The 22,238-nt window shown below is 46.3% G+C and carries 25 protein-coding genes and 1 riboswitch; of the genes, 16 read left to right on the forward strand and 9 right to left on the reverse strand.

Annotated elements, in window-relative coordinates:
- Positions 1-81: 81 nt before the first annotated feature.
- Positions 82-381 carry a hypothetical protein gene (locus DHX103_RS09145; RefSeq protein WP_422121983.1) on the forward strand — a complete coding sequence of 100 codons (300 nt, stop codon included), beginning with the start codon at positions 82-84 and terminating at the stop codon, positions 379-381.
- A gap of 420 nt (positions 382-801) precedes the next feature.
- Positions 802-972, forward strand: coding sequence for a hypothetical protein (locus DHX103_RS09150; RefSeq protein WP_422121984.1), 171 nt, complete (start codon positions 802-804; stop codon positions 970-972).
- Between the two features lie 105 nt (positions 973-1,077).
- Here the strand turns inward: DHX103_RS09150 and DHX103_RS09155 are convergent, their stop codons facing one another.
- The 3 genes from DHX103_RS09155 to DHX103_RS09165 are packed head-to-tail and all read right to left on the reverse strand — an operon-like array spanning position 1,078 to position 3,491.
- Positions 1,078-1,644, reverse strand: a complete 567-nt coding sequence (locus tag DHX103_RS09155) for a 5' nucleotidase, NT5C type (RefSeq protein ID WP_422121985.1) — start codon at positions 1,642-1,644, stop codon at positions 1,078-1,080.
- Between the two features lie 13 nt (positions 1,645-1,657).
- Positions 1,658-2,746 carry a bifunctional diaminohydroxyphosphoribosylaminopyrimidine deaminase/5-amino-6-(5-phosphoribosylamino)uracil reductase RibD gene (ribD, locus tag DHX103_RS09160; protein ID WP_422121986.1) on the reverse strand — a complete coding sequence of 363 codons (1,089 nt, stop codon included), beginning with the start codon at positions 2,744-2,746 and terminating at the stop codon, positions 1,658-1,660.
- Positions 2,733-3,491, reverse strand: coding sequence for a GTP cyclohydrolase II (locus tag DHX103_RS09165; protein WP_422121987.1), 759 nt, complete (start codon positions 3,489-3,491; stop codon positions 2,733-2,735). The genes ribD and DHX103_RS09165 overlap by 14 nt, the downstream gene beginning before the upstream one ends.
- A 255-nt stretch (positions 3,492-3,746) precedes the next feature.
- Between DHX103_RS09165 and DHX103_RS09170 the strand changes: the two genes are divergently transcribed.
- The 4 genes from DHX103_RS09170 to coaW all read left to right on the forward strand — a co-directional run bounded on the left by DHX103_RS09170 (position 3,747) and on the right by coaW (position 6,771).
- On the forward strand, positions 3,747-4,244 hold the full coding sequence (locus DHX103_RS09170; protein ID WP_422121988.1) for a ferritin: 498 nt from the start codon (positions 3,747-3,749) through the stop codon (positions 4,242-4,244).
- Positions 4,245-4,313: 69 nt separating this feature from the next.
- A complete protein-coding gene (locus DHX103_RS09175) occupies positions 4,314-5,045 on the forward strand; it encodes a phosphate ABC transporter ATP-binding protein (RefSeq protein ID WP_422121989.1) in 732 nt (243 codons plus the stop codon).
- Entirely contained in the window at positions 5,042-5,794 is a 753-nt protein-coding gene (locus tag DHX103_RS09180; protein WP_422121990.1) for an ABC transporter permease, read from the forward strand. The genes DHX103_RS09175 and DHX103_RS09180 overlap by 4 nt, the downstream gene beginning before the upstream one ends.
- A 173-nt stretch (positions 5,795-5,967) precedes the next feature.
- The gene (coaW, locus tag DHX103_RS09185; protein WP_422121991.1) at positions 5,968-6,771 is read left to right on the forward strand and encodes a type II pantothenate kinase; all 804 of its coding nucleotides are present in this window, start codon (positions 5,968-5,970) and stop codon (positions 6,769-6,771) included.
- 93 nt (positions 6,772-6,864) lie between these two features.
- On the opposite strand, the gene DHX103_RS09190 is transcribed toward coaW, so the two are convergent.
- Complete coding sequence (locus tag DHX103_RS09190; protein WP_422121992.1) at positions 6,865-7,425, reverse strand: nitroreductase family protein; 561 nt, start codon at positions 7,423-7,425, stop codon at positions 6,865-6,867.
- A gap of 151 nt (positions 7,426-7,576) precedes the next feature.
- Here DHX103_RS09190 and DHX103_RS09195 point away from each other — a divergent pair, with 151 nt between their 5' ends.
- The gene (locus tag DHX103_RS09195; protein WP_422121993.1) at positions 7,577-8,971 is read left to right on the forward strand and encodes a protoporphyrinogen oxidase; all 1,395 of its coding nucleotides are present in this window, start codon (positions 7,577-7,579) and stop codon (positions 8,969-8,971) included.
- 57 nt (positions 8,972-9,028) lie between these two features.
- Here the strand turns inward: DHX103_RS09195 and DHX103_RS09200 are convergent, their stop codons facing one another.
- On the reverse strand, positions 9,029-10,099 hold the full coding sequence (locus DHX103_RS09200) for a LysM peptidoglycan-binding domain-containing protein (RefSeq protein WP_422121994.1): 1,071 nt from the start codon (positions 10,097-10,099) through the stop codon (positions 9,029-9,031).
- A gap of 283 nt (positions 10,100-10,382) precedes the next feature.
- Here DHX103_RS09200 and DHX103_RS09205 point away from each other — a divergent pair, with 283 nt between their 5' ends.
- Complete coding sequence (locus tag DHX103_RS09205) at positions 10,383-10,778, forward strand: hotdog fold thioesterase (RefSeq protein WP_422121995.1); 396 nt, start codon at positions 10,383-10,385, stop codon at positions 10,776-10,778.
- 72 nt (positions 10,779-10,850) lie between these two features.
- Here the strand turns inward: DHX103_RS09205 and DHX103_RS09210 are convergent, their stop codons facing one another.
- Entirely contained in the window at positions 10,851-11,372 is a 522-nt protein-coding gene (locus tag DHX103_RS09210; RefSeq protein WP_422121996.1) for a methylated-DNA--[protein]-cysteine S-methyltransferase, read from the reverse strand.
- 204 nt (positions 11,373-11,576) lie between these two features.
- Here DHX103_RS09210 and DHX103_RS09215 point away from each other — a divergent pair, with 204 nt between their 5' ends.
- The 4 genes from DHX103_RS09215 to DHX103_RS09230 all read left to right on the forward strand — a co-directional run bounded on the left by DHX103_RS09215 (position 11,577) and on the right by DHX103_RS09230 (position 14,499).
- On the forward strand, positions 11,577-11,720 hold the full coding sequence (locus DHX103_RS09215; RefSeq protein WP_422121997.1) for a hypothetical protein: 144 nt from the start codon (positions 11,577-11,579) through the stop codon (positions 11,718-11,720).
- 120 nt (positions 11,721-11,840) lie between these two features.
- Positions 11,841-12,800 (forward strand): hypothetical protein, encoded by a 960-nt coding sequence (locus tag DHX103_RS09220; protein ID WP_422121998.1) that lies wholly within the window; start codon positions 11,841-11,843, stop codon positions 12,798-12,800.
- 181 nt (positions 12,801-12,981) lie between these two features.
- Positions 12,982-13,203, forward strand: coding sequence for a hypothetical protein (locus tag DHX103_RS09225; protein WP_422121999.1), 222 nt, complete (start codon positions 12,982-12,984; stop codon positions 13,201-13,203).
- Positions 13,204-13,218: 15 nt separating this feature from the next.
- Complete coding sequence (locus tag DHX103_RS09230) at positions 13,219-14,499, forward strand: DUF4139 domain-containing protein (RefSeq protein WP_422122000.1); 1,281 nt, start codon at positions 13,219-13,221, stop codon at positions 14,497-14,499.
- Positions 14,500-14,548: 49 nt separating this feature from the next.
- On the opposite strand, the gene DHX103_RS09235 is transcribed toward DHX103_RS09230, so the two are convergent.
- Entirely contained in the window at positions 14,549-15,805 is a 1,257-nt protein-coding gene (locus DHX103_RS09235) for an MFS transporter (RefSeq protein ID WP_422122001.1), read from the reverse strand.
- Positions 15,806-15,982: 177 nt separating this feature from the next.
- A riboswitch (purine riboswitch) is annotated at positions 15,983-16,084 on the forward strand.
- A 147-nt stretch (positions 16,085-16,231) separates the two neighbouring features.
- Here DHX103_RS09235 and DHX103_RS09240 point away from each other — a divergent pair.
- The gene (locus tag DHX103_RS09240; RefSeq protein WP_422122002.1) at positions 16,232-16,816 is read left to right on the forward strand and encodes a xanthine phosphoribosyltransferase; all 585 of its coding nucleotides are present in this window, start codon (positions 16,232-16,234) and stop codon (positions 16,814-16,816) included.
- Positions 16,816-18,150, forward strand: coding sequence for a nucleobase:cation symporter-2 family protein (locus DHX103_RS09245; RefSeq protein WP_422122003.1), 1,335 nt, complete (start codon positions 16,816-16,818; stop codon positions 18,148-18,150). The genes DHX103_RS09240 and DHX103_RS09245 overlap by 1 nt, the downstream gene beginning before the upstream one ends.
- A 47-nt stretch (positions 18,151-18,197) precedes the next feature.
- Here the strand turns inward: DHX103_RS09245 and DHX103_RS09250 are convergent, their stop codons facing one another.
- Positions 18,198-19,193, reverse strand: a complete 996-nt coding sequence (locus DHX103_RS09250) for an alpha/beta hydrolase (RefSeq protein WP_422122004.1) — start codon at positions 19,191-19,193, stop codon at positions 18,198-18,200.
- A 193-nt stretch (positions 19,194-19,386) separates the two neighbouring features.
- Between DHX103_RS09250 and DHX103_RS09255 the strand changes: the two genes are divergently transcribed.
- On the forward strand, positions 19,387-20,112 hold the full coding sequence (locus tag DHX103_RS09255; protein ID WP_422122005.1) for a hypothetical protein: 726 nt from the start codon (positions 19,387-19,389) through the stop codon (positions 20,110-20,112).
- Positions 20,113-20,201: 89 nt separating this feature from the next.
- Positions 20,202-21,140 carry a ring-cleaving dioxygenase gene (locus tag DHX103_RS09260; RefSeq protein ID WP_422122006.1) on the forward strand — a complete coding sequence of 313 codons (939 nt, stop codon included), beginning with the start codon at positions 20,202-20,204 and terminating at the stop codon, positions 21,138-21,140.
- Between the two features lie 59 nt (positions 21,141-21,199).
- Here the strand turns inward: DHX103_RS09260 and DHX103_RS09265 are convergent, their stop codons facing one another.
- On the reverse strand, positions 21,200-22,108 hold the full coding sequence (locus tag DHX103_RS09265; RefSeq protein WP_422122007.1) for a proline dehydrogenase family protein: 909 nt from the start codon (positions 22,106-22,108) through the stop codon (positions 21,200-21,202).
- Positions 22,109-22,238: the final 130 nt, after the last annotated feature.

The raw sequence follows: 22,238 nt of genomic DNA on the forward strand, positions 1-22,238 counted from the left end.
TTTGCAACCCGAGTTGGTTGCGGGAGAGCTTGAAAATAGGGTAGACTGCTGTAAAAGAGCCAAGGGAGGCTGCCGAAAAAAATGGAACAATCGAATTTAGTGTCTACCATCACTTATGTCAATACGGAACGTTCCATTGAAGCGGGAGAGATGAAGATCATCAAAAGTGAGTTTGATCTTCATTTGTATGAAGACGTCCTGGTAGCCTCCACCACAGAATTCAGTTTGATGAATGTCTGGGACATTTCCTATAAATCTTTTTCTGACGAAGGCAATTTGCTTTACCTTCATACGCATAGAGGAGTCATCACGTATAAAGTGAATGTGGATCCCAAAGTATTTGTTTCAGCATTCAAAAAACTGAAAAATGTTCATTACTGAAGAAGGCGGAAAAAATTCCGGCTTCTTTTTATATAAGTTGAATTAAAGAATCCGATACATATGCCACTTCGATGCTTTGAACAGGGCAAAGATTATGCTCCTGCGCAAGCTTGTCGCAAAGGTGCGCCATCTCTGTATGGCGACCTTGCCTCCCGCAATAAGCCGAGAAGGCAACTCGTCTGTTGCTTCGTCGGCATTCGCCTGCTCCTGGAGCGCACCGGCGCTGAGAAAAACTTCTAGAGATATGGAGCAAAACAGCGAAGACGCCATGGGGACCAAGCGAAGTGCTGAGATCCACTCGGGCGAAGTGAAACGAGACCGAGTTAGCTCAGCGCAAGCCCCCAGGCAAGCGAAGCTGTTTTGCGGAATATCGGTTTTATTTTTCTATGATAAAATATTAGAAAAAAGGGGTTGAAAGAATTGGGGAACGAATATTATGTCGGTTGGGGAACGCTGGCTTTGATTAATGCCGGTATTGCGCAAGGCAAGAACCGCAGTGGCCTGAACTGGTTTTTGCTGTCACTTCTGATGGGGCCGATCGCAACACTTGCTTTAGTGGTATTTGAACCATTGCCATACGATGGTAAATAGGAGTAGCAGGAATAGCTTTTCTTTCGGGAAACTGTTTGCGAGCAAGTTGCTGTATCAAAAACACCGGCCTGGAAGCTTCCAGGCCGGTGTTTTTGTGTATTATTTTCATTGTTTTTTGATCAAGCCGTCCAGTTCAGTCCACTCTTTAAAACGCGGCATATCCAAATGGCGGTTATAGGATTGGTCTTTGACAAATACATTCAAGCCATGGTTCGCCAGGGTTTCAAGCACTTCAGGCTTGTCATCGAAATAATAATCGAGTTCGAGTTCTTCGATAATCTCCACTTTTTTCTCATCTTTCATCCCGCAATAAAAATGTGCGTCACGGAGCGGAAAGCCCTGATTTTTCAGCCAGGCTTTTGTATCTTCCGCGTGATGCGCCGGACGCGCGGTGATGTAATAGATTTCATGTCCTTCGGCGTCCAATCGCTGCAGTACGTCTACGGCACCGGGGTAAGTCGGGCAGTCTGTGTAATAAATATAATCCAGCGATTGATTCCACATTTCCTTGCCTTCTGCGTCGGTCATGCCGAACGCTTCGTGGATTTCCAAACGGTCGAGGGAACGAAACACATCGATTGCCACTTCCAGGCCGAGCTGTTTCTTATAATAATGAAAAGCATATTCACGCAAATTAATTAACGTATCGTCTACATCAAAACCAAATTTCATATTTCTGAAAGCCTCACTTTTCAGGATAACCGGTAAATTTAAAATCTTTACCGATTTTCGTAAATTCTCCGTCCGTCAAATCGATTGCCTCTTTCATTAACCCGAACCCTTGGCCTTCAAGGAATGTCGGTGCATCACTTCCACCTACCAGTTTCGGCGCGAAATACAGCACGACTTTATCGATCAGGTGATTTTCAAGGAATGCGGAATTGACGGTGCCGCCGCCTTCGATGAAGAGGGAGGAGATCTCGTTTTCTCCCAGGATGCGCAACAGGTCGTTGACATCGGTGCGGGTGTCGCCGGCGGTTTCAAACAGGCGGACGCCTGCTTGTTCCAGATGCTCGGCTTTGGAGCGGTCGTATGTGCGGCTGGTGAAAATCCAAGTTTCGGCAGCGCCGTCTTGCACGACTTTAGCGTCCATCGGCAGCCGCAGGGACGAGTCGAGAACGACGCGGATCGGGTTGCGGCCGTTTGGAATTCGCGCAGTCAATGCGGGATCGTCTTCAATTACTGTGCCGACACCGACGAGGATTGCCATGTGTTCGCTGCGCAATTCATGGACATCCCGGCGCGCATCTTCAGAGGTGATCCATTTGCTGTCGAGCGCATGCGTCGCGATTTTGCCATCCAGCGTCGAAGCGGCTTTTAATGTAACAAACGGTCTTTTCGTCGTTATATATTTATTGAACACTTCATTCATTTGACGAGATTCTTGTTCGCGGATACCGCTGACCACGCGGATTCCCGCGTCTTCCAGCATTTTGACACCGTTGCCCGATACGAGCGGGTTCGGGTCGAGTGCGGCGATCACGACTTCGCGGAGGCCGGCATCGATAATTGCCTGGGCGCAGGGGCCCGTCCGGCCGAAATGGGAACAAGGCTCCAGCGTTACGTAAATCGTGCCGCCGCGTGCCGCTTCCCCGGCCATCTGCAATGCGTGAATTTCCGCATGGGGTTCCCCGGCTTTCAAATGCGCGCCGACACCGACAATGCGGTTGTCATTGACAATCACCGAGCCGACGAGCGGGTTCGGGTCCGTTTGCCCTTTCATGGTCCGTGCATTGTTCAGCGCGAGATCCATATAAAATTCATGATTTGGCATGGACGGTGTCCTCCCCTTTAATATGGCCGGAGCGTTTCACTTTCGTGTCCAGATAGGAAGAATTGTATTCGGACTCGTCTCCCCAAAGGGAAGTCCGCTCTGCGATGGCAAGCCCGGCTTTTTCAATGGCATCCACTTTTTTGGGATTATTCGTCATCAACGTGACGGGTTTTGTGCGAAGTGCGCGCAGCACCGCTATGGCGTCGTCGTAATTTCTGGAATCGTCCACAAATCCGAGGCTTTCATTTGCTTCGACCGTATCATAGCCGTTTTCCTGCAGCACATAGGCCATCGCTTTACTGAACAGGCCAATGCCGCGCCCTTCGTGATTGGCAAGGTAGAACAACGCGCCGCTGCCGTGCTGCGCGATGCGTTTCATGGATTGTTTTAATTGGAAGCCGCAATCGCACCGTTTGCTGCCGAAGATGTCTCCGGTATGGCAGATGGAATGCATGCGGATCAACGCGTCTTCGGTATGTTCAAAATCTCCGTAGACCAACACACTCGATTGCTGATATTCAGACAAGTTTGCGGAAGACAGTTTTTCAATAATGCTCTCGTAGTCTTCTGTTACTTCCTCCAAAGTCAGCCAGCAATACCAGTTGAAGATAATCGTATCGCCATCCAGATTGACAGGAAGCCTGATCGGACCGACCAGATAAATAGCCCCTTCCTTTGATTTGATCATCTGGATTTTATCTTTTAAGACCGCAAACACCTGCGGTTCCAGTTTCATTTGTGACATGCAAATTCCCCCATAAATACTAAGATAAAATCATCGTACTACAATCAGTTACTAAAAGTAAGTAAATAGTACTCGATAATTCAAAGGATTTTTACAATCGATAATCATTATTGTTTAAAGGTTTCTTGAAACCATTATAAATGATTATAATTATCAATTAAAAACAATAATTCTCAATTGCTTTTCATTGTGATGGGTCTGTGGTATATTATCTACATTAGAATAATTCTAATTAAGAAAAAGGAGGAATTATTGATGTTACCAGAAAAACTAACGAATGCGTTGAACGATCAGTTTAATAATGAATTGCAGGCGGCTCATGCCTATACGGCAATGGCAGCGTATTTTTCAAAAAAAGGATATCACGGATTCGCCAATTTCTATTTGGTTCAATCTCGGGAAGAACATTTTCATGCGATGAAATTCTACCATTACTTAACGGCAATGGATGAAAAGCCGGTATTGCAAAACCTTACCGAACCGAAAAATCATTTTGTCAGTGCAATTGATGTGCTTGAAAGTTCATTGGCACAGGAAAAAGACGTGACCAGCAACATCTACGCATTGGTGACTTTAGCGGACGAGCTGCAGGAACACGCAACTTTGTCATTCCTGGACTGGTTTATCGAAGAACAGATGGAAGAAGAAAAAACGTTCCGCGATATTATTACCCGTGTAAGAGGCATTGAAGAAGGCGGCGAGTACTTCCTGAAAATGGACGATGAATTCGCAAGCCGGAAACTGGAAAACTAACAATAGCGACAGCAACCAACCAGCACACTGTCAGCAGTGTGCTGGTTTTCTGTTAAAGGAGGGAAACAGGTGAAGACAGATTATAAACCGGCCATCCATTTTAATGATGTGAACTATTCAATAGATGGCAATCAAATCCTGCGAGGTATAACAGGGTCTTTTCCGGAAGGGAAAATTACGACTTTGGTGGGTCCATCCGGCGCCGGAAAGACAACGCTGTTAAAATTATGCAATGGCCTGCTGTCTCCTGATTCGGGTGACATCTATATCAAAGACCAGCGGATTGACAGTTTTGAACCGGTGGAACTCCGCCGAAAAGTCGGTATCGCCTTGCAGAGTGCGCCGATGGTGAGCGGAACTGTCTACGAAAACCTGGCATTGCCGTTGGAATTGCAAGGGAAGAAGCTGGAGGAAGAGCAAGCAGAAAGTCTGTTGCACGATGTTGGATTGGATGGGAAATTCCTGGAACGGAAAACCAACGATCTTTCCGGTGGACAGCGTCAAAAAGTTTCGATAGCCCGAACCCTGGTCAATAAACCGGAAATTCTTTTGCTTGATGAAATCACTTCTTCGTTGGATCGCACTTCCCTGAAGGAAGTGGAGGAATTGATCGCGTTGATTAACCGGAAATTCGGGACGACCATCATTTGGATCACCCACAACCTTCAGCAGGCACTCGATATCGGCGATTTTAGCTGGGTCATGATGGACGGCGAAGTTGTGGAGACCGGGAAGAGCGATTTATTGCGCGCACCGTCCAATGATAGAGTGAAATTATTTGTGCAGGGGGGAGCGGAATGACGTATCTGACATTATCAATCACCCTCATTTTTGTCGCAATTCCACTCGTTCTGTCCAAAACATTAAACTTAGGTCTTGAACGCGATACCATAATTGCGACAATCCGATCAATCATTCAACTCCTGCTTGTCGGCTTCATATTGAAATTCGTTTTTGACTCGGAAAGTTTACTTTACATCTTCCTGATGGTGACATTGATGATTGTCGCAGCTACTCATAACGCCAAAAATAAAGGCGTGTCGATCCAAGGCATTACCTGGAAAGTGGCTGCCACCCTTATTTTTGTAGAAGTGCTGACGCAAGGGATTCTGATTGGCATGAATATTACGCCTGCTACAGCCCAATACATCATTCCAATCAGCGGGATGGTCATCGGCAATTCGATGGTGCTCGCCATACTGTTTCTCAACCGTTTCACCGCGGAAGTGGAATCGCATCAGGATGAAACTGAATTGGTGCTGTCGCTTGGTGGAACGCCAAAACAAGCGATTCACGGGCAATTGATCAAATCGATCAAAGCCAGTATGATTCCGACCATCGAAAGCCAAAAAACAGTGGGCCTTGTGCAATTGCCGGGGATGATGAGCGGCCAGATCATTGCAGGTGCTGATCCAATCCAAGCCGTTCAATTCCAGTTGCTGATCATGTTCCTGTTGTTGACCACTGCCGCAGTGACCAGCGTCATGCTCGGCTTCATGTCTTATCCCACATTGTTTAACCAGCGCATGCAAGTCATTCACAAAAGCTGACCTTCAGAGGTCAGCTTTTTGTATGCAGATTAATGCACAATTAACGGCTCGGCTCTCCGTATAGAGGCAAAGAGATTCCCATTGAATTCATTATTGTGGTAGAATTTCACCATATGCTTACATAACAAACTGGCGTTTTGCTGGATGAAATGCGGGAAAGAGCAGGTGCAATAATGATTGTCGGAATAGATGCGGGAGGGACGCTCGTTAAAGTGGCGTACACCGAAAATGGGTCGCTCCACTTTAAAAAATACCTCATAGCTGAAATGGAGCAAGTGGCTTCCTGGGTAAACGGCTTGGATGTTGGTGAAATTTGCATTACAGGGGGAAGGTCGGCAGTTCTCCTTGCCTTGTTGAACAAAGACGCGAAAGAAATGGTGGAATTTGAAGCGACGCATTTGGGTGTGCAATTCCTCCTGAACAGGATGGATCGCCATGATGATTCCTATCTCCTGACGAATGTGGGAACCGGCACATCGATTCACTGCATAGAAAACAACAAACAGGAACGAGTTGGCGGCACCGGAATTGGTGGCGGAACTTTCATCGGATTAAGCCGGTTATTGACCGGAGTCATTGATTATGAAGAAATGGTTTCGCTTGCCCGCAAAGGTTCCCGGGACCGCGTTGACTTGAAAGTCAAGGATATCTATGAGGGGAAGGTTCCGCCGATTTCGGGCGATTTGACGGCCAGTAATTTCGGCAATAAAATCTTCGAAGTGGCGGATCAATTATCCAAGGAAGAATTGCTCGCAGCGGTGATCGGTCTGGTCGGTGAAACCGTCAGCACCATCAGCGTGCATGCCGCAAAAAATTGCGACAGCTCCACAATCATATACATCGGATCATCGTTTATCCAAAACCCGCTGTTAAAGGAAGTTGTTGAAAGTTACACCGTTCTCCGAGGCGCTATACCGCTGTTTCTCGAGAACGGGGAATATTCGGGAGCCGTCGGCGCGATGTCTGTGTTGCTTTAAAAAGGAAGGTTTCGCATCCGCGAAGCCTTTTTTTAACCGGATTTATGCCATATAAAAAAGACTCTGGGGAACCAGAGTCTCTCTATTGGAAGCTTATTCTTTGATGATGGTCAATTTCTCGCGAATATCTGTGCGGTCACGTTTTTGCGGCACCGTCTGCGGATAGCCAATCATCATGGTGGCGACAACTTTCTCGCCCGGCTGTACCCCGATTGCATCGCGGAAAGCCGGCTTGTAAATCCAGTCATTGGAACGCCAAATCATGCCGATGCCGCGTTCCCATGCCGCCAGCTGAAAGTTCTGGAGCAGCGATGCGACGGCTCCCATATCTTCATCGCGCTGTTTCTGGCGCGGATCTTCCGAAATGACAACGACCAGGTGAAGGGGGATGTCCCGGAAATACTCTGCTTTATTGAGTGCAGCGGGAGCAGGTGCGCCGTTCACTTTCGATGCGCAATCAAGAAAGGCCTGGACGAACTTCTCTTTGCCGGCTTCTGCAAAGAGAAGGAAGCGCCAAGGTTCGTTCACTGTATGATTTGGAGCCCATTTTGCGATATTGAGCAGCTCGATGATTTCATCGATGTCGACCGGGTCCAGCTTGAAATTGGTGATGGAGCGTCTGTTCATGATAGTGTGTTCGATCGGGTTGGTCATTTGAAACTCTCCTTCATTATATAGAAGTAATTCAGTCATTACTTTATTACTATATTAACACGTTTAAGAAACAGCATCTAATAAATGAAACCAACTGCGGTTTGGAAGGTTTATTGTTAAAATGGAATTATCTATAAGGAGTGTGGTTGGCGTGAAGAAAGTGGCGATTATCGGCGGCGGCATCACGGGGTTGTCCGCGATGCATTATTTGCAAAAGCTGAGTCGGGAGAAAAACTTAGAGCTGGAATTGGTGCTGATTGAAAAGGATCAGCAGCTCGGCGGTAAAATCCGCACCGTCAAAAACGAAGAATTCATCATGGAAATAGGAGCGGATTCCATCGTGGCACGGCATGGCAGCGTGTGGCCGCTGGTCGAAGAGCTTGGCCTCGAGGACCGCGTTGTCTATAACGGCACAGGCATCTCCTATCTCTATACAGACAGCGGGCTGCACCCGATTCCGAAAGACACGGTTTTTGGCATCCCGATGGACGAACATGCCCTGTTCAGTTCCACGTTGATCTCGGAACAGGGCAAGCAGGAGGCGTTGAAGGATCTTGAAACCAGAAATGAGCATTTTACGCGTGACAGTTCAATCGGAGAATTCCTTGAAAGCTTTTTGGGCAAGGAATTGGTGGAGAAGCAGATTGCACCGGTATTGTCCGGCGTGTATTCCGGCAAATTGCACGACCTGACGCTGTCGTCGACGTTGCCCTATCTGGTCGATTATAAAAACGATTACGGCAGCATCATTAAAGGCCTTGAAGCCAATAAAGCCAAATTCCAGGGAGCGGGCAATAAAAAATTCCTGTCGTTTGACGGCGGCATGTCCGTATTGATCGACCGGCTGGAAGAAAGTATGGCGGCTGCGGAAATCATGAAAGGTACGCAGGTGTCAGCCATTGGGAAGAGAGGGAAAGCCCTGACGCTTCGCCTGGCAGATGGCAGCAGCCTGGACGCCGATTACGTCATCATCACGACTCCGCACGATCATGCTCAGCAGGTATTGGGTTTGAATGAGCTGGAGCCCGAATTCAACCAATTGCACAATTCCTCGCTGATCAGCATCTATCTCGGTTTCGACGTGCCGGATGCGGAGCTGCCGGCGGATGGCACCGGGTTCATCGTTTCTGAGAACACCGATCTCCGGTGCAATGCCTGCACGTGGACCAGCCGCAAATGGACGCATACCTCCAAAGAGAATCATTTGCTGGTGCGCCTGTTTTATAAGAGCTCCAACCCAGGTTTCGCGGAATTGAAAGAAATGACGCAACAACAGCTGACTGAAGTTGCACTCGAAGATCTGCGCAAAAGCCTCAAGCTGGAAGCCCAGCCTACATCGGTGGAAGTGACCGGCTGGAACGGCAATATGCCGAATTATAATATGAATCATAAAGTAGCGGTCGAAGGGCTTGAACGCAAGCTGGCTGAACAGCTGCCGAACGTTCGACTGGCCGGCGCTTCCTATTACGGCGTCGGCATCGGCGCCTGTATCCAAAATGGCAAGGATCTGGCTGAATCCATTACGGAAGAATTGATCCGCGAATAAAAAAAGCACCAAAAAGCCTCACTTCCGTAGTCACGGAAGTGAGGCTTCAAAATTAAATCAATCCATTGCGTAAAGGCGTTTGAAGCCTGAGAAATGCTTGCCCCAATAGCTATCGTTCAAACTCGTAACTTGAACTTTGTCGCCGCCGGCATGGACAAATTGGTTGTTGCCGATATAGATACCCATGTGGGAAATTCCCGGGCGATACGTGTTTTCGAAGAACACCAGGTCGCCAACTTGCGGTGAGCTGATATCATATGAACGTGCATCGTATCCGGTCGTGTTCGTGCGCGGAACCTTAATGCCGGCTTGGTTATAAACATGATAGATAAATCCGCTGCAATCGAAACCGCTGGCAGTCGAACCGCCCCAGACATAAGGTGTGCCGACAAGGGATTTGCCCATTGCCACAATTTTACCGACTGTATCAGTCGCTGCCGGTGGGGCAGGATTTGATACAGGAGTTGTTTGTGAAGGTGCTGTTGTAGAGTTTTCGATTTTGAGAACCTGGCCGATACGGATCATACTCGAAGTCAGGCCATTCCAGTTCATCAATTGAGTAACGGAAATGCCGTTGCGGTAAGCGATGCCTGTTAATGTGTCGCCGCTGACGACTTTGTAGGTTCTTGCTGTCCCCGAGGATGGTGCCGGAGCAGCTGCGGCTGGTGGTTGAGGTGCAGTCACGGAAGGTGAAGAAGAAACAGCAGCGCCGTTAACTGTCAGTTTTTGTCCCGGGAAAATCAGGTGGCCGGAAATCTTGTTCAGTTCTTGAATTTTGCTGACTGTTGTTTTATGTAAGGAAGCAATTCTTGATAATGTGTCGCCTGATTTTACTGTGTATGTAGCTGTTGCATTGCTGACCGGCTGCGAAGGAGCGGGTGCCGGAGCAGTTGCTGAACTGCCGCTTGCTGCTGTCGTAACTTTAAGAACCTGATTCGGAAAAATAGCATCCGATGAAAGCTGGTTCCACGTTTTCAGGTTTGCTACGGAAACATTATGTTGGCTCGCAATTTTCCAGAGGCTGTCTCCGGATTTGATCTTATATGTAGAACTTGCTTCTGCATCTGCAACACCGATCAAAAGAGCTAAGGAACCGGAAGCAATTACTGAAAAGGCTATTTTATTCATATTTTCTCTCCCTTTATATGTTAAATTTTTATAGTTAAACAGTATAGTTTACTTATTAATTTTAGTACTCTCTATTCTAGGCGCAAAGAATAGAATAGGCAATACGATTTATTGTTACATTTTGATTACAAAAATGAAAACGGGTTTTATAAGGGAATATGACGGGTATTAATCATTTTTAATTCGAAAGCATAAGAATATATAGAGTTCTCATTGCCAAATGTTGTAATATTTGCCATGATTACATCAGAAATATAGAAATTTTGAAAAGGGGTATTAGTTGATGCAGATCAAACCGATGGAAGAAACGATTGCTGGGGTATTGGGAATTGAAATGGGAGAAATTACGGAAGAAAAGGTGACGGCAACGATGCCAGTCAATGCCTCGACTCATCAGCCGTTCGGACAGCTCCACGGAGGAGCATCCGTTGTGCTTGCCGAAACCGTTGCAAGTATCGGAACCTGGTATCTCATTGATCAGCAAAATGAATTTGCTGTAGGGCTGGAAATTAATGCTAATCACATTAGAGGAAAACAGGACGGCATCGTCACGGCAATTGGCACGCCGCTGCATAAAGGGCGCACGACAATGGTGTGGGATATAAAAATTGTCGATGAAGAAGAGCGGCTGATTTGTGTATCCAGATGCACGGTCGCAATTGTGCAAAAGAAAAAGTAGATTGTTACTTTGCTGCCAATCTAAAATAGCCAAAAAACCCCCGCTGAAAATTCTTCAGCGGGGGTTACTGCTTTATAGAACTTTTTCTTGTTCCAGTGCTAACAGGAATTGCTTGAAATCGATACCGGCACGAAAACCGGTCATCGTTCCGTTTTTGCCGATTACGCGGTGGCAGGGAACGGTAATAAGAACGGGATTGGCTCCGATAGCTGCGCCGACAGCCCGGACAGCGGTTGGGCGGTTGATTCGCTGGGCGATTTCTGAATAAGAAACGGTTGTACCATAAGGGATTTCCTGCAGCGCCTGCCAGATTTGTTGCTGAAAAGGCGTCCCTTTGGCATCAATCGGCAAGGAAAGCGTGCGGCTTGTGCCATTGAAATATTCCTGAAGCTCGCGGACGTAAGGTTTCAATGCCTGATGGTCCTCAATCAGTTCGTGCTCTTTGAATTTCTTGCTGATTTTTGCAGAAAAATCTTCAAAACGCTGCCCCGGTGTGCTGATGTAACAAAGGCCTTCGGAACTTTTTGCGAGATACAATTGCCAGTCCCCAAATGAAACCCGGGTCCATTCAATCTTTCTTTCGGGCAAAGACATATTTTATTCCTCCCTTTCTAATTCCACCAGACTTACGCAAGAAATACATGCTTATTTTCAGTATACAAGATAAGATTGAATTATTAACTATTTCGGTTCATAATTTAGGGTAGAGTGGGTCAATTTAATGATAAAAAAAACATAATTCTGTTTTAGCCCTTTTCATTGGGGAATAAGAGAGTTAACATGAAAGGGAGTGCAATGATGGCTGAGGATAACAACAAGCCAAAATCTCAGCAGCAGCAAAGTGATTTGACGTTGAAGCAGGAAGAACAGGCGATCAAAGAGCAGGCACGCCTCCAGAACGAGAAAAATAATAGGAACAACACCGAGAATCAGCAGAAATGATGTCAAAGACTTTACTTCCCGCATGTCGGTCTATGCCGGTATGCGGGTTTTATTCATATAAACTGTTGACCGCAAATGTATTGGGGAAACGGAATATTATTTGAAAAGAGAGTGGACGCGATGTTCGATAATTTACAAGAATTGATGGATGCGAGAGCGATTAAGGACAAGCGTTCGGTCTCGTGGAATACAATATGTGAAACGGAACAGCTGACGGAAAATTTCTTGCGGGATAATGAATCGCAAGTGAATTGGTATCTGGTTTCCGGCCATCAGCAATTGTCGGAAGCCTTTATCCGCGAATTCAGCGGAAGGCTGTATTGGGATGAAATTATACGCACGCAAAGGGTGTCCGAAGCATTTATCGAAGAGTTTGCGGAGGCGGCAAAATGGAGTCATGACGCCGATAAATTGAGCAAACGGCAGAAAAAAACCTGGGAAAATGAAGCAAGCCTCTTTAATGCCAACCAATACTGGGAAATTGTTTCCCGCAAAAAAGAGTTATTGAATTCGAAAGGCCTTTCTCCGGCGTTTATCGAGAGGCATAGTGAAACATTGTCCTGGCCCTCCTTATCGGCCTGTCAGCAATTGCCGATGTCGCTGATCGATCGGCACCCGCACCGCGTGGATTGGATTGCCGTAACCCGTTACCAGGTGTTGTCGGAACTGTTTATCGAGAAGCATCGCAGCAAAGTGGAATGGGAGACCATCACGTTTCACCAGGAATTATCCGAGCTGTTCATCAACAGGCATCATGCGAAAATGAGTTTTATTTCTGCGGAACAGAAAAGGTCCATTGCCTTTATTTACACGCATCTGGACAAAATGGATGCCGAAACACTCGTGAAATATCAGGATTTTCGGACAGTCAGAAATTACGGTCCGATGGATGTCTATGTGATTGCAAAAAATGGCCGCAGAAAGTATATTTTGAAATTCAAAGACACCGGCAAAAACGAGATACTGGATTATTACAAAACGGATGAAGAAGAACTGCTTGAAATTTTGCAGGAATATCATCTGGCCGAATGGATTGAACAGGATTTTCCGGAACTGCTGGTCGGTGAAGAGACTGCCTAAAAAATGTTGAATATCAAGTCAGTAAGGGAAGGTGATTGATCTTCCTTTGCTGCCTTTTTTATTTCACCGAAAAGAAGTTCGAATAGTCCGATATATGAATGGCAATAATTTTTTAAAGTGATAAAATTCTGTTATAAGGAAATGAATAACTATAAAAAACCAGAGGATTTGAGGAGGCCATATGGACAACAGAGTCGCAATTATCGATTATGTCCAACAAGGAAATTCCATTTATGTGAATTTGGAAGTTTTTGATGCAGGGCAAAATAAAGTATATATAGAAGAAATTCGATTTCTTGGAGACATGCCCTACGGAGATCTCCTGCATGAAAGAAAATCGCCGTTGACGGACAATTGCCGCGTGGCAACAATAGCATACTTGAAGAACTATTTCAGTCGTTGAAAAAGGAGGCGGACCATGGGATTCCAGACAGGAAAAGCCAGCAGAAAATCGCTTGCAATGACAGTTTATAACAATGGGTTTGCGTCGGTAAAAGAGATACGCAGTCTGACTATGGAGGCCGGCGTGAATTTATTGGTGATTGAGGATCTTCCTGAACAAATCGAAGCAGATTCTTTTTACATAAAAGGAGTCTCCGTTTTGGAACAAACTTTTGAAAATGCTCCGATTAACAGAGAACAATTGCTGAAAAAGCACATCGGGCGGCTGATCACAATCAGGAATACGGATTTCGGGGAAGAAATGAAACTCCGTTTACTGGCTGCGGTACCTGACCTTATTGGTAAAAATGAAGAAACGGGTGAAATCATTATCAACCCCACTGGAGACGTTGTGCTGGCTCCGGATGAAGAGAGAATGCAGCTGCATCCGGCGGTCCATTGCCGCATAGAACCTGTGGCTGTGCAATCCGATATCGAACTGTTTTATCTAACGGCCGGAATATCCTGGAATGCCACTTATACAGCCGAGCTTCACGCGGATAAAATTTATCTTGCCGGCTGGATCACTATTCGTAATTATACCGGCACAAATTTTGAAAATTGCACTGTAAAAGCAATTGCAGGCAACGTGAGAAGGGACAGAAGCACATTCCCACTTATGGAAAATGAAGCCTCTAGAAGCGGATCTTTCGGGGGAGGAACTGAAGAATATGGATTCGCTGATATGAATGTCTATAAAATCGACAGGCCCATCTCCATTTCAGATGGCCAAACCAAACAGATTCCATTCCTGCATACCCAAGATTTTGATGTTCAGCGGAATTATAAAATAGAAAAAGGGAAGAGCAATGCAGCTGTCCATTTGCAATTCGGTAAGACTGTTGGAGGTGGATCCAAACTGCCGCTTCCGAAAGGAATCATGAAATTTTACGAGCGGGATAAAGAAGGCGGCCTGGAATTTATTGGCGAAGACAGCATCGAATACACACCTGCAAGCGAAAAACTAAATGTGAAAATTGGAGAAGCCAATTATTTAACTACAAAAGCACGGGAAAAAAGCCGGAAAATTGTGGACGGCCATGAATATGTGACGTTTGAGTATCAAATTAAAAACAGCAAGGCGGAAAATGTGGGCATCCTTCTTGAGCACATTGTCGACGATGCCATTTGGGAGATGGAATCTTCCACTCACGATTACGAGTTGATGGACTCGCATAAGCTGGAATTTCACGTCCGACTCCGCGCCGGGAATTCTGTTGATGTTGAATTCACCTATAAAGTGAAACATACTCAATAACCGGCATAGAAAAGCTCCAGACCATTATGCGGTCTGGAGCTTTTTCTATTTATTCCTCGCTCAGTTTCCGTTTCCCAAAAATGAAATAATAATAGATGGAAGAAACGATGTAGAGTACAGCCGTGATTGTGAAGGCGTACGCATAGCCCCAATAAGAACCGAAGGCGATGACGAGGGCGGCAGCGACCGGACCCATCGTGGCCCAGCCGACATTGAAGACCATCTGGTTCACCGAATTGGCGAGCCCTTTGTATTTATCATGCACCACTTCCATGGCAATGGCGCTTTGAATGGGGTTGCCTGCATTCATCAGCGCCTGCCGCAGCAGAAAGCCTAGGGAAGCAAGCAGCAGCGAAGTGGTATAGGCAGTTAAAATCAAAAACGGAATCGATAGCACCTGAAAGATGATCAGCGCCTTGACCTTGCCGACCCGCCGCACAAGCATCGGGCCGATCAACATGGCGACAGCGGTCATTGCCGAGCCCAAAGACAGTATCAAGCCAATGTATGCATTCGAGGCATCAAAGCGATTGGCAAAGTACAGGTTCAAATACGGCACGACCAACCCCGAACCGAGGCCAATCAGCAGACTGGCAAACGAAAAATGGAAAATGACAATCAGGTTTCGCCGCAAACCGGGATCATCCGGTTCAATATCGATGCGGGTGTCCACTTTTTCGGAAGGGGCAGGCACTTTATTGCTGAGCTTAAACAACGGCAATAAACCGGCTGCGAAAATTATTGCGCCGAAAATCAGCGACCAGCGGATGGCGTCGACTGCTTCCATTAAAAGAACTACCTGGAACACATCGGATACCACTCCGCCAAGCAGGCTGCCGACCACATTGGCGGCAGTCATCAGCGCAAAGTAGATGCTGAACATGTGGACACGTTCAGCGGGCTTTGAGTTTTCGGCAAGCAGCGGAACACCGGAGACCTGGACAAATGCCATGAACAGGCCGGTGAAAAAAGCGGCAGTTACCAGAGGAGATTCAAGAACAGCAAAGCTTCGGTAAAACAAGGTGACGGCCCCCAGTGTGGCGCCGACAATAATGATCCATTTGCGTCCCAATTTATCACTCAGAAAACCGGCCGGGATCAGCATGATGGCCGAAGCCATGGCCGTCATGGAAATCACTTTTCCGTTGACGGTTGCCGGCATGCCGAGTTCTTTTATGTATAGATTATACATAACCATGAAAACGCCCAACCCGATCTGAATCAGGACATTGGCCAGCATAAATAATTTGATGTTTCGATTAAAGGAAAGGATGTTTTCCTTCCACTCCATAAACCAGGATTTCATTTCGTCCACTCTTTTCTTACGAATGTTATTTCGCCTCTCTAAATATATAGGGAGACGTAAATAAAATCAATGGATTCCGATTATTTTATTGGACGTTATATGTTTTAATGTTATATCTGAATATTATTATATTTCACTTTCCCCTTGATAGCTTCTTTCAGCATGCTATAATTGGTCCATTCTAAAAGAATATTCACTCATATAATAGCGGGGATATGGCTCGCGAGTTTCTACCGGTTTACCGCAAATGAACCGACTATGAGAAGCAACGAAACGACAGGATTATGCCCTTTTTGGCGCATATTTCTTTGCGTTTCCTTTCGACTTCAAGCTCGAAGGACATTGCTCCGCTCATGGTTATGAATGGATGCACGTTCTGAGGGCTATTTTTTATGCCCTCGTCCGTGACGAAAGGGGACCAGTGATATGAAGCAATTACAGGAGAAAATTTTAGCAGAAGGAAAAGTCTTGTCAGAATCTGTATTGAAAGTGGATTCCTTCCTGAATCATCAGATCGATCCGGTATTGATGGAGGCGATTGGCGAAGAATTTGCCGCGCGCTTCGCGGATGCGGGAATTACCAAAATACTGACCATCGAATCCTCAGGAATTGCGCCCGCTATGATGACGGGATTGAAAATGGGCGTCAAACCGGTATTTGCACGCAAAAGCCTGTCACTCACGATGAAGGACCATTTATATACGGCAAACGTTCATTCATTTACGAAAAATGTTACAAGTGAAATTTCGGTGTCAAAGGATTTTTTGCATAAAGGCGATGTTGTCCTCATCCTGGATGATTTTTTGGCGAATGGGCAGGCAGTTCTTGGGCTGTTGGAAATCATTGAACAAGCCGGAGCTTCGCTTGCCGGCGTGGGCATTGTTATTGAAAAAGGCTTTCAGCCAGGAGGAAAGGCGATTCGTGAACGCGGGATCCGAGTAGAGACGCTGGCAAACATTAAAACGATGGCCAATGGCAAAGCGGAGTTTTTTAAGGAGGCACACAATTAATGAAAAAGTTTTTTGGTGAATCAGCTTTGGGATTGCAGCATGTTTTGGCAATGTACGCCGGAGCGGTATTGGTTCCTTTAATCGTTGGAGGGGCATTGGGCCTGAACTCCGAGCAATTAACCTATTTGGTATCAATCGATATCTTGTTATGTGGTGTAGCGACGCTTCTGCAAATTGTCAGCAACCGCTTTTTCGGCATCGGACTGCCGGTCGTTCTTGGCTGTACATTTACGGCGGTCGGACCGATGATTGCCATTGGCGGCGAATTCGGCATTTCCGCAATTTACGGAGCAATCATCGCTTCCGGAATATTTGTAATATTGATCAGCAGCTTCTTTGGCAGTCTTGTGCGCTTCTTCCCGCCAATCGTTACCGGCTCTGTCGTGACGATTATCGGAATAACGCTAATTCCTGTAGCCATCAATAATATGGGCGGCGGCCAGGGAGCTGCAGATTTCGGTTCGCTGACCAATATTTCATTGGCATTTGGAACGTTGATTTTCATCATCTTGCTCTATAAGTTTTCAACCGGCTTTGTCAGAGCGATTTCGATTTTGCTTGGCCTTGTAGCCGGTACATTGGTTGCAGGATTCATGGGATTGGTCAACTTTGCACCGATTGCAGAAGCTTCATATTTCCATATGGTCAAACCGTTTTATTTTGGGATGCCAACTTTCGAATGGTCCGCCATTCTGACGATGAGCTTGGTTGCGATGGTTTCGTTGGTTGAATCGACGGGCGTTTATTTTGCCCTGAGCGATATCACGAAAAAGAAATTGGAACAGAAAGATTTGGCGAAAGGCTACCGCGCGGAAGGCTTGGCCATTTTCCTGGGCGGCATTTTTAACGCTTTCCCGTATACGGCTTTTTCACAGAATGTCGGCCTGATCCAGATGTCCGGCGTCAAATCCAGAAGGATCATTTTCATCGCGGCGATGATGCTTATCACCCTTGGCTTCGTACCGAAAATCGCGGCCATGACCACAATTATCCCGATTTCTGTCCTTGGCGGAGCAATGCTGGCGATGTTCGGTATGGTTATTGCCCAGGGAATAAAAATGCTCGGCAAAGTGATGGGGGAATCCACGGAAAACTCCATGATCGTAGCTTGCTCGATTGGTATCGGCTTGGGTGTAACAGTGGTGCCTGAAATTTTTGCAATGGTGCCGAAAAGCTTTCAGATTCTGACAAGCAACGGCATCGTCGCCGGCAGTATAACGGCGATTGTGCTGAATATTGTCTTTAATATGATTCCAACGAGAAGAAAGTCAAAAGTAGATGCAACTCGTTCCAGCTCGGCCACAGCAACAGAAAATGCACTCAGTCATAATTAAAAAAAGACTCCAAATCGGCAGGGAAAATTGCCGGTTTGGAGTCTTTTTTATCTGCTCTTAATGGAAAGGAAATCCAGTGTTCGGGCCAAGGTTTCCTGTCCGTCGAGGGTATCCAGCGCATATTGGAACTCGTGCTGGAGATTCTTATCGGTGCCTTGGAAGAACATCGTCTCAACCTCCGCACCCGCTGCCGTTAACATGCTGGCAAACTCTGCGGATTGAGGGGCGAGCGGGTCGCCGTCTCCGGCCGAAATGAACGTATCAGGAAAATCTCCGGTGATGTGCCGGACTGTCGACAATTCCTGTATGTCTGCAAAATTTTCGAATTCAGCAGTGCCGGTATAGGTGTTCAAAAAATAATCGATATTCGGAAATCCTGTATCTCGGACAGTCGCCATATTATACAAGCCGCAAAACAATAAAGCACCGCGGACATTTTCCGAATCAACAGCTGGTTGAATCCCCATTGCACCGGCCAAGCCGCTATTTGATAAAACGGCGCTGAGCTGGCTGGCAATTTGCGCTCCGGCAGAATCGCCGCCGATGAATATGCGGTTCATATCGCCGCCAAAGTCAGCGGCATGGCGCTGCAAGTATTCCAGCGCCGCATTTGCCTGCAGCACCGGACCCGGATAAAGCTGTTCGGGTGCGAGGCCATAATCCATATTGGCAACCAGGTAGCCGTCGTGCGCAAGCGTCATGGCATAGTCACGCCGGCTGTCTTTGGACCCGCCGACATACCCGCCGCCGTGAATCCATAAGATAATTGGAACAGCCTCATCCCTGTTTTCAGGAATATAGATGTCCAGCAGCGCTCCGGAATCTTCTTCGTAAACAAGATCAGAAATCACAGTCACTCCCGCTCTGACTTCTTCTATATAAGGAGGGGGGGCAAAGACGGCTGATCCGCCGGGTTCCTTGGAAGCGGCGGCGTCTTGTGGCGCCAGCAAATCCTTTGCCGATACCACAGCCACCAGCAATAGAAGTGCAATCAGCAGGAAAATTACTATTCTATTTGGCAGAAAGTTAGTAGATTTTTTCATGGAGCACATCCCGACATCAGAGTCTGTCAATTCATTGTTAGTATTTCATCCTATCTGCAATGATTGTAACAAAGAAAGAGACTAATTGCTCAAATCTTGTAATATATGCAATTTGCGCTTCTTTTGTGGGGAAGCGGGTAAATAAACGGGTAATGATTTAATAACAATTTGCGAATTATGAGGAGCGCTGTATATGTTCGGCTTAGGAGATTTATTGGCATTAATAATTTCAGCATTTATCATTCTGCCTGTTGTCGTTTTCCTGCGCGAAATGGGGTATGTAGTCGCCAGTCTGATATTGGGTGTAAAAAACCCCCGGCTCACCATAGGCTCGGGCCCGAGAATTGTGAAGGTCGGAATGTTCGATATTCGAAAATACTATCACCTGTATAGCTGGTTTTCCTATGACTCTTTAAAAAGAGAAAGTAAATTTTCTTATATTATGTTATATGCCGGACCAATCCTGTCGAACGTCATCGTGGCCGTGACAATAAATGCAATGCTGGCAAACGACATGTTTGAAGACAATACAACATTCTGGAACCGGTTTATCTTTTATGCATTCTATTACGTATTGTTCGACGTTGTTCCGATGAAAACGGCGAATGGCATGCCCAATAATGGGTTGATCATCTATGAAATGCTGCGTTATGGAAAACGCACCGATTTTAACGAAGAGCAGTTTCTGCCGGGCACATCGGAAGTGGAAGAGCAGTATAATGAAGAAATGGAAAAAATCGAAGAAGTAAAAGAACATCAAAAAGACGTTGCAGAGGGCAGTGCAGACGATAAAAGGGAAGAGCATCAGCAGAAATCGGAAATTGAACGGGACAAAGAGCAACAGCTGGAAGACTTAAGGGATGCTGAAAAGCTTGTGAAAGATAAGAAACAGAAATTTAAAGAAAACAAACCGGAATAGAGCAGCATAATCAGCAGGGTATCTTGAATTCGAGATATTTAATTGATATGATTGAGGTAGAAAGTCTTAAGGCAAAGGAGCGAAGTTAAATGGAGAAGAAAATCACAGGCATCCATCACATTACCGCCATTGTTGGCGATGCACAGGAAAACGTGGATTTTTACGCAGGCGTGTTAGGGTTACGGATGACGAAAAAAACTATCAATTTTGATGATCCGGGTACCTATCATCTTTACTTCGGCAATAACGAAGGAGAACCTGGCACCATTATGACCTTCTTCCCGTGGGGCAACGCCTACCGCGGGAAAATCGGCGATGGCCAGGTAGGAGTAACAGCGTTCGCGGTGCCTCCAAACAGCCTGGAGTTTTGGAAGGAGCGATTGGAGAAATTCAAAGTTCCTTATACCGAACATGAACGTTTCAATGAAAAATATGTGGGGTTTGAAGATCCCCATGGACTTCTTTTGGAATTGGTGGAAAGAGCTGATGGCAAGAACAGTACCTGGGATTTTGGCGACATCACGGAAAAAACAGCCATCAAAGGATTTGCAGGAGCCCTGCTGTTTTCAGCCAACGCCGAGAAAACTTGGGAGTTGCTGGAGTCGGTGATGGGCCTGGAGAAGATTGGCGAAGAAGGAAACATCATCCGCTTTCAGTCAACCGCTGACATTGGCAATATCATCGAAGTGATGACGGAACGCCAGGGTACCGGGCAGATGGGAGTCGGCACTGTCCACCACATTGCGTATCGTGCCGAAGACGACGCCGATCAGCTTGAGTGGAAAGAAAAGATTGAAAACTGGAGGCTCGGCGTAACGCCGGTGCAGGACCGGAATTATTTCAATTCCATCTATTTCCGGGAATACGGCGATATCCTTTTCGAAATCGCCACCGACCCGCCAGGATTCGCGATTGACGAGCCCCTTGAATCTTTGGGACAAGACTTAAAACTTCCGCAGCAATATGAACCCATCCGCAAACGGCTGACACAAGAATTGCCGAAGCTGCAGGTTCGGAATTTGGATTAAATACAAATAACGAAAGGAGCAACGGACATTGTCCGCTGCTCCTTTTATACGTGATGGATTTATTTTGACACCAGTCCGCGCAAGGCAAGATTGATGTTTTGCGGGCGTTCCGCCAGCCTTCTCATAAAATAGGCGTACCAGTCTTTCCCGAAAGGCACATACGTCGTGAAAGAGAATCCTTCCGCAGCTAATTCTTCCTGCATTTCCGTGCGGAATCCGTAGAGCATCTGGAATTCAAAGCGGTCATGAGGAATGTCATGTTCTTCAACATATCTCTTCACTTCGTTGATGATATTATGGTCATGGGTTGCAATGGAAGTAAACGCTTTCCCGTGCAGCCGAAGTTTGATCAATTTCAGGAAGTTTTCATCGATATCCTGTTTGCTTTGCAGGGAAACATCCGGAATTTCTTTATAGGCGCCTTTCACCAGACGCAAACGAACGTCTTTCAAAAGGTCCAGGTCTTTTTCTGACCGATATAAGTAAGCTTGGATAACTGTTCCGACATTCAGGAAATCCTTCCGCAATGCCATTAAAATATCCATGGTTTGCTGGAGGTGGGCGTAATCTTCCATGTCCAGGTTGATGAATATATCATATTTTGCAGCCGCTTCGGCAATTTCGCGGATATTTTCGAAGGTGAAATCAAAGTCGATATCAAGACCGATTTGCGTGAGTTTAATCGACATATGGGCACTGACGCCGTGTTCTTGAATAGCTTCGATCGTATTCAGGATGCTTTCTTTAGCGGCAGTTGCTTCTTCTCTGCTGTAAACGAACTCACCGAGGTTATCGATGGTGGCACTGATTCCCACGCTATTCAATTCTTTAACCGATTTCATCACACTGTCAATGTCGGTTCCGGCCACCATTTTGCCGGCTCCCAGTTTTAAGCCCCATTTTTTTGCACCGCTGTTCAATAATTGGTTTTTGGACAAAGCAATAAAAAAGTCTCTAGTTACACCCATAATATTTCCTCCTATACTATCAAACGACTTAATTTATCTCGAAAAACTAGCAGCTCGGCAAAGAATTGAATACAGCTTCTTCATCGGGAAGTCTCTTAGAGAAAACCCAGTGAAACGCTGTGCGCTCGTA

Origin of the sequence: Planococcus daihaiensis (assembly GCF_049262615.1) — a bacterium.
Classification (GTDB): domain Bacteria; phylum Bacillota; class Bacilli; order Bacillales_A; family Planococcaceae; genus Planococcus.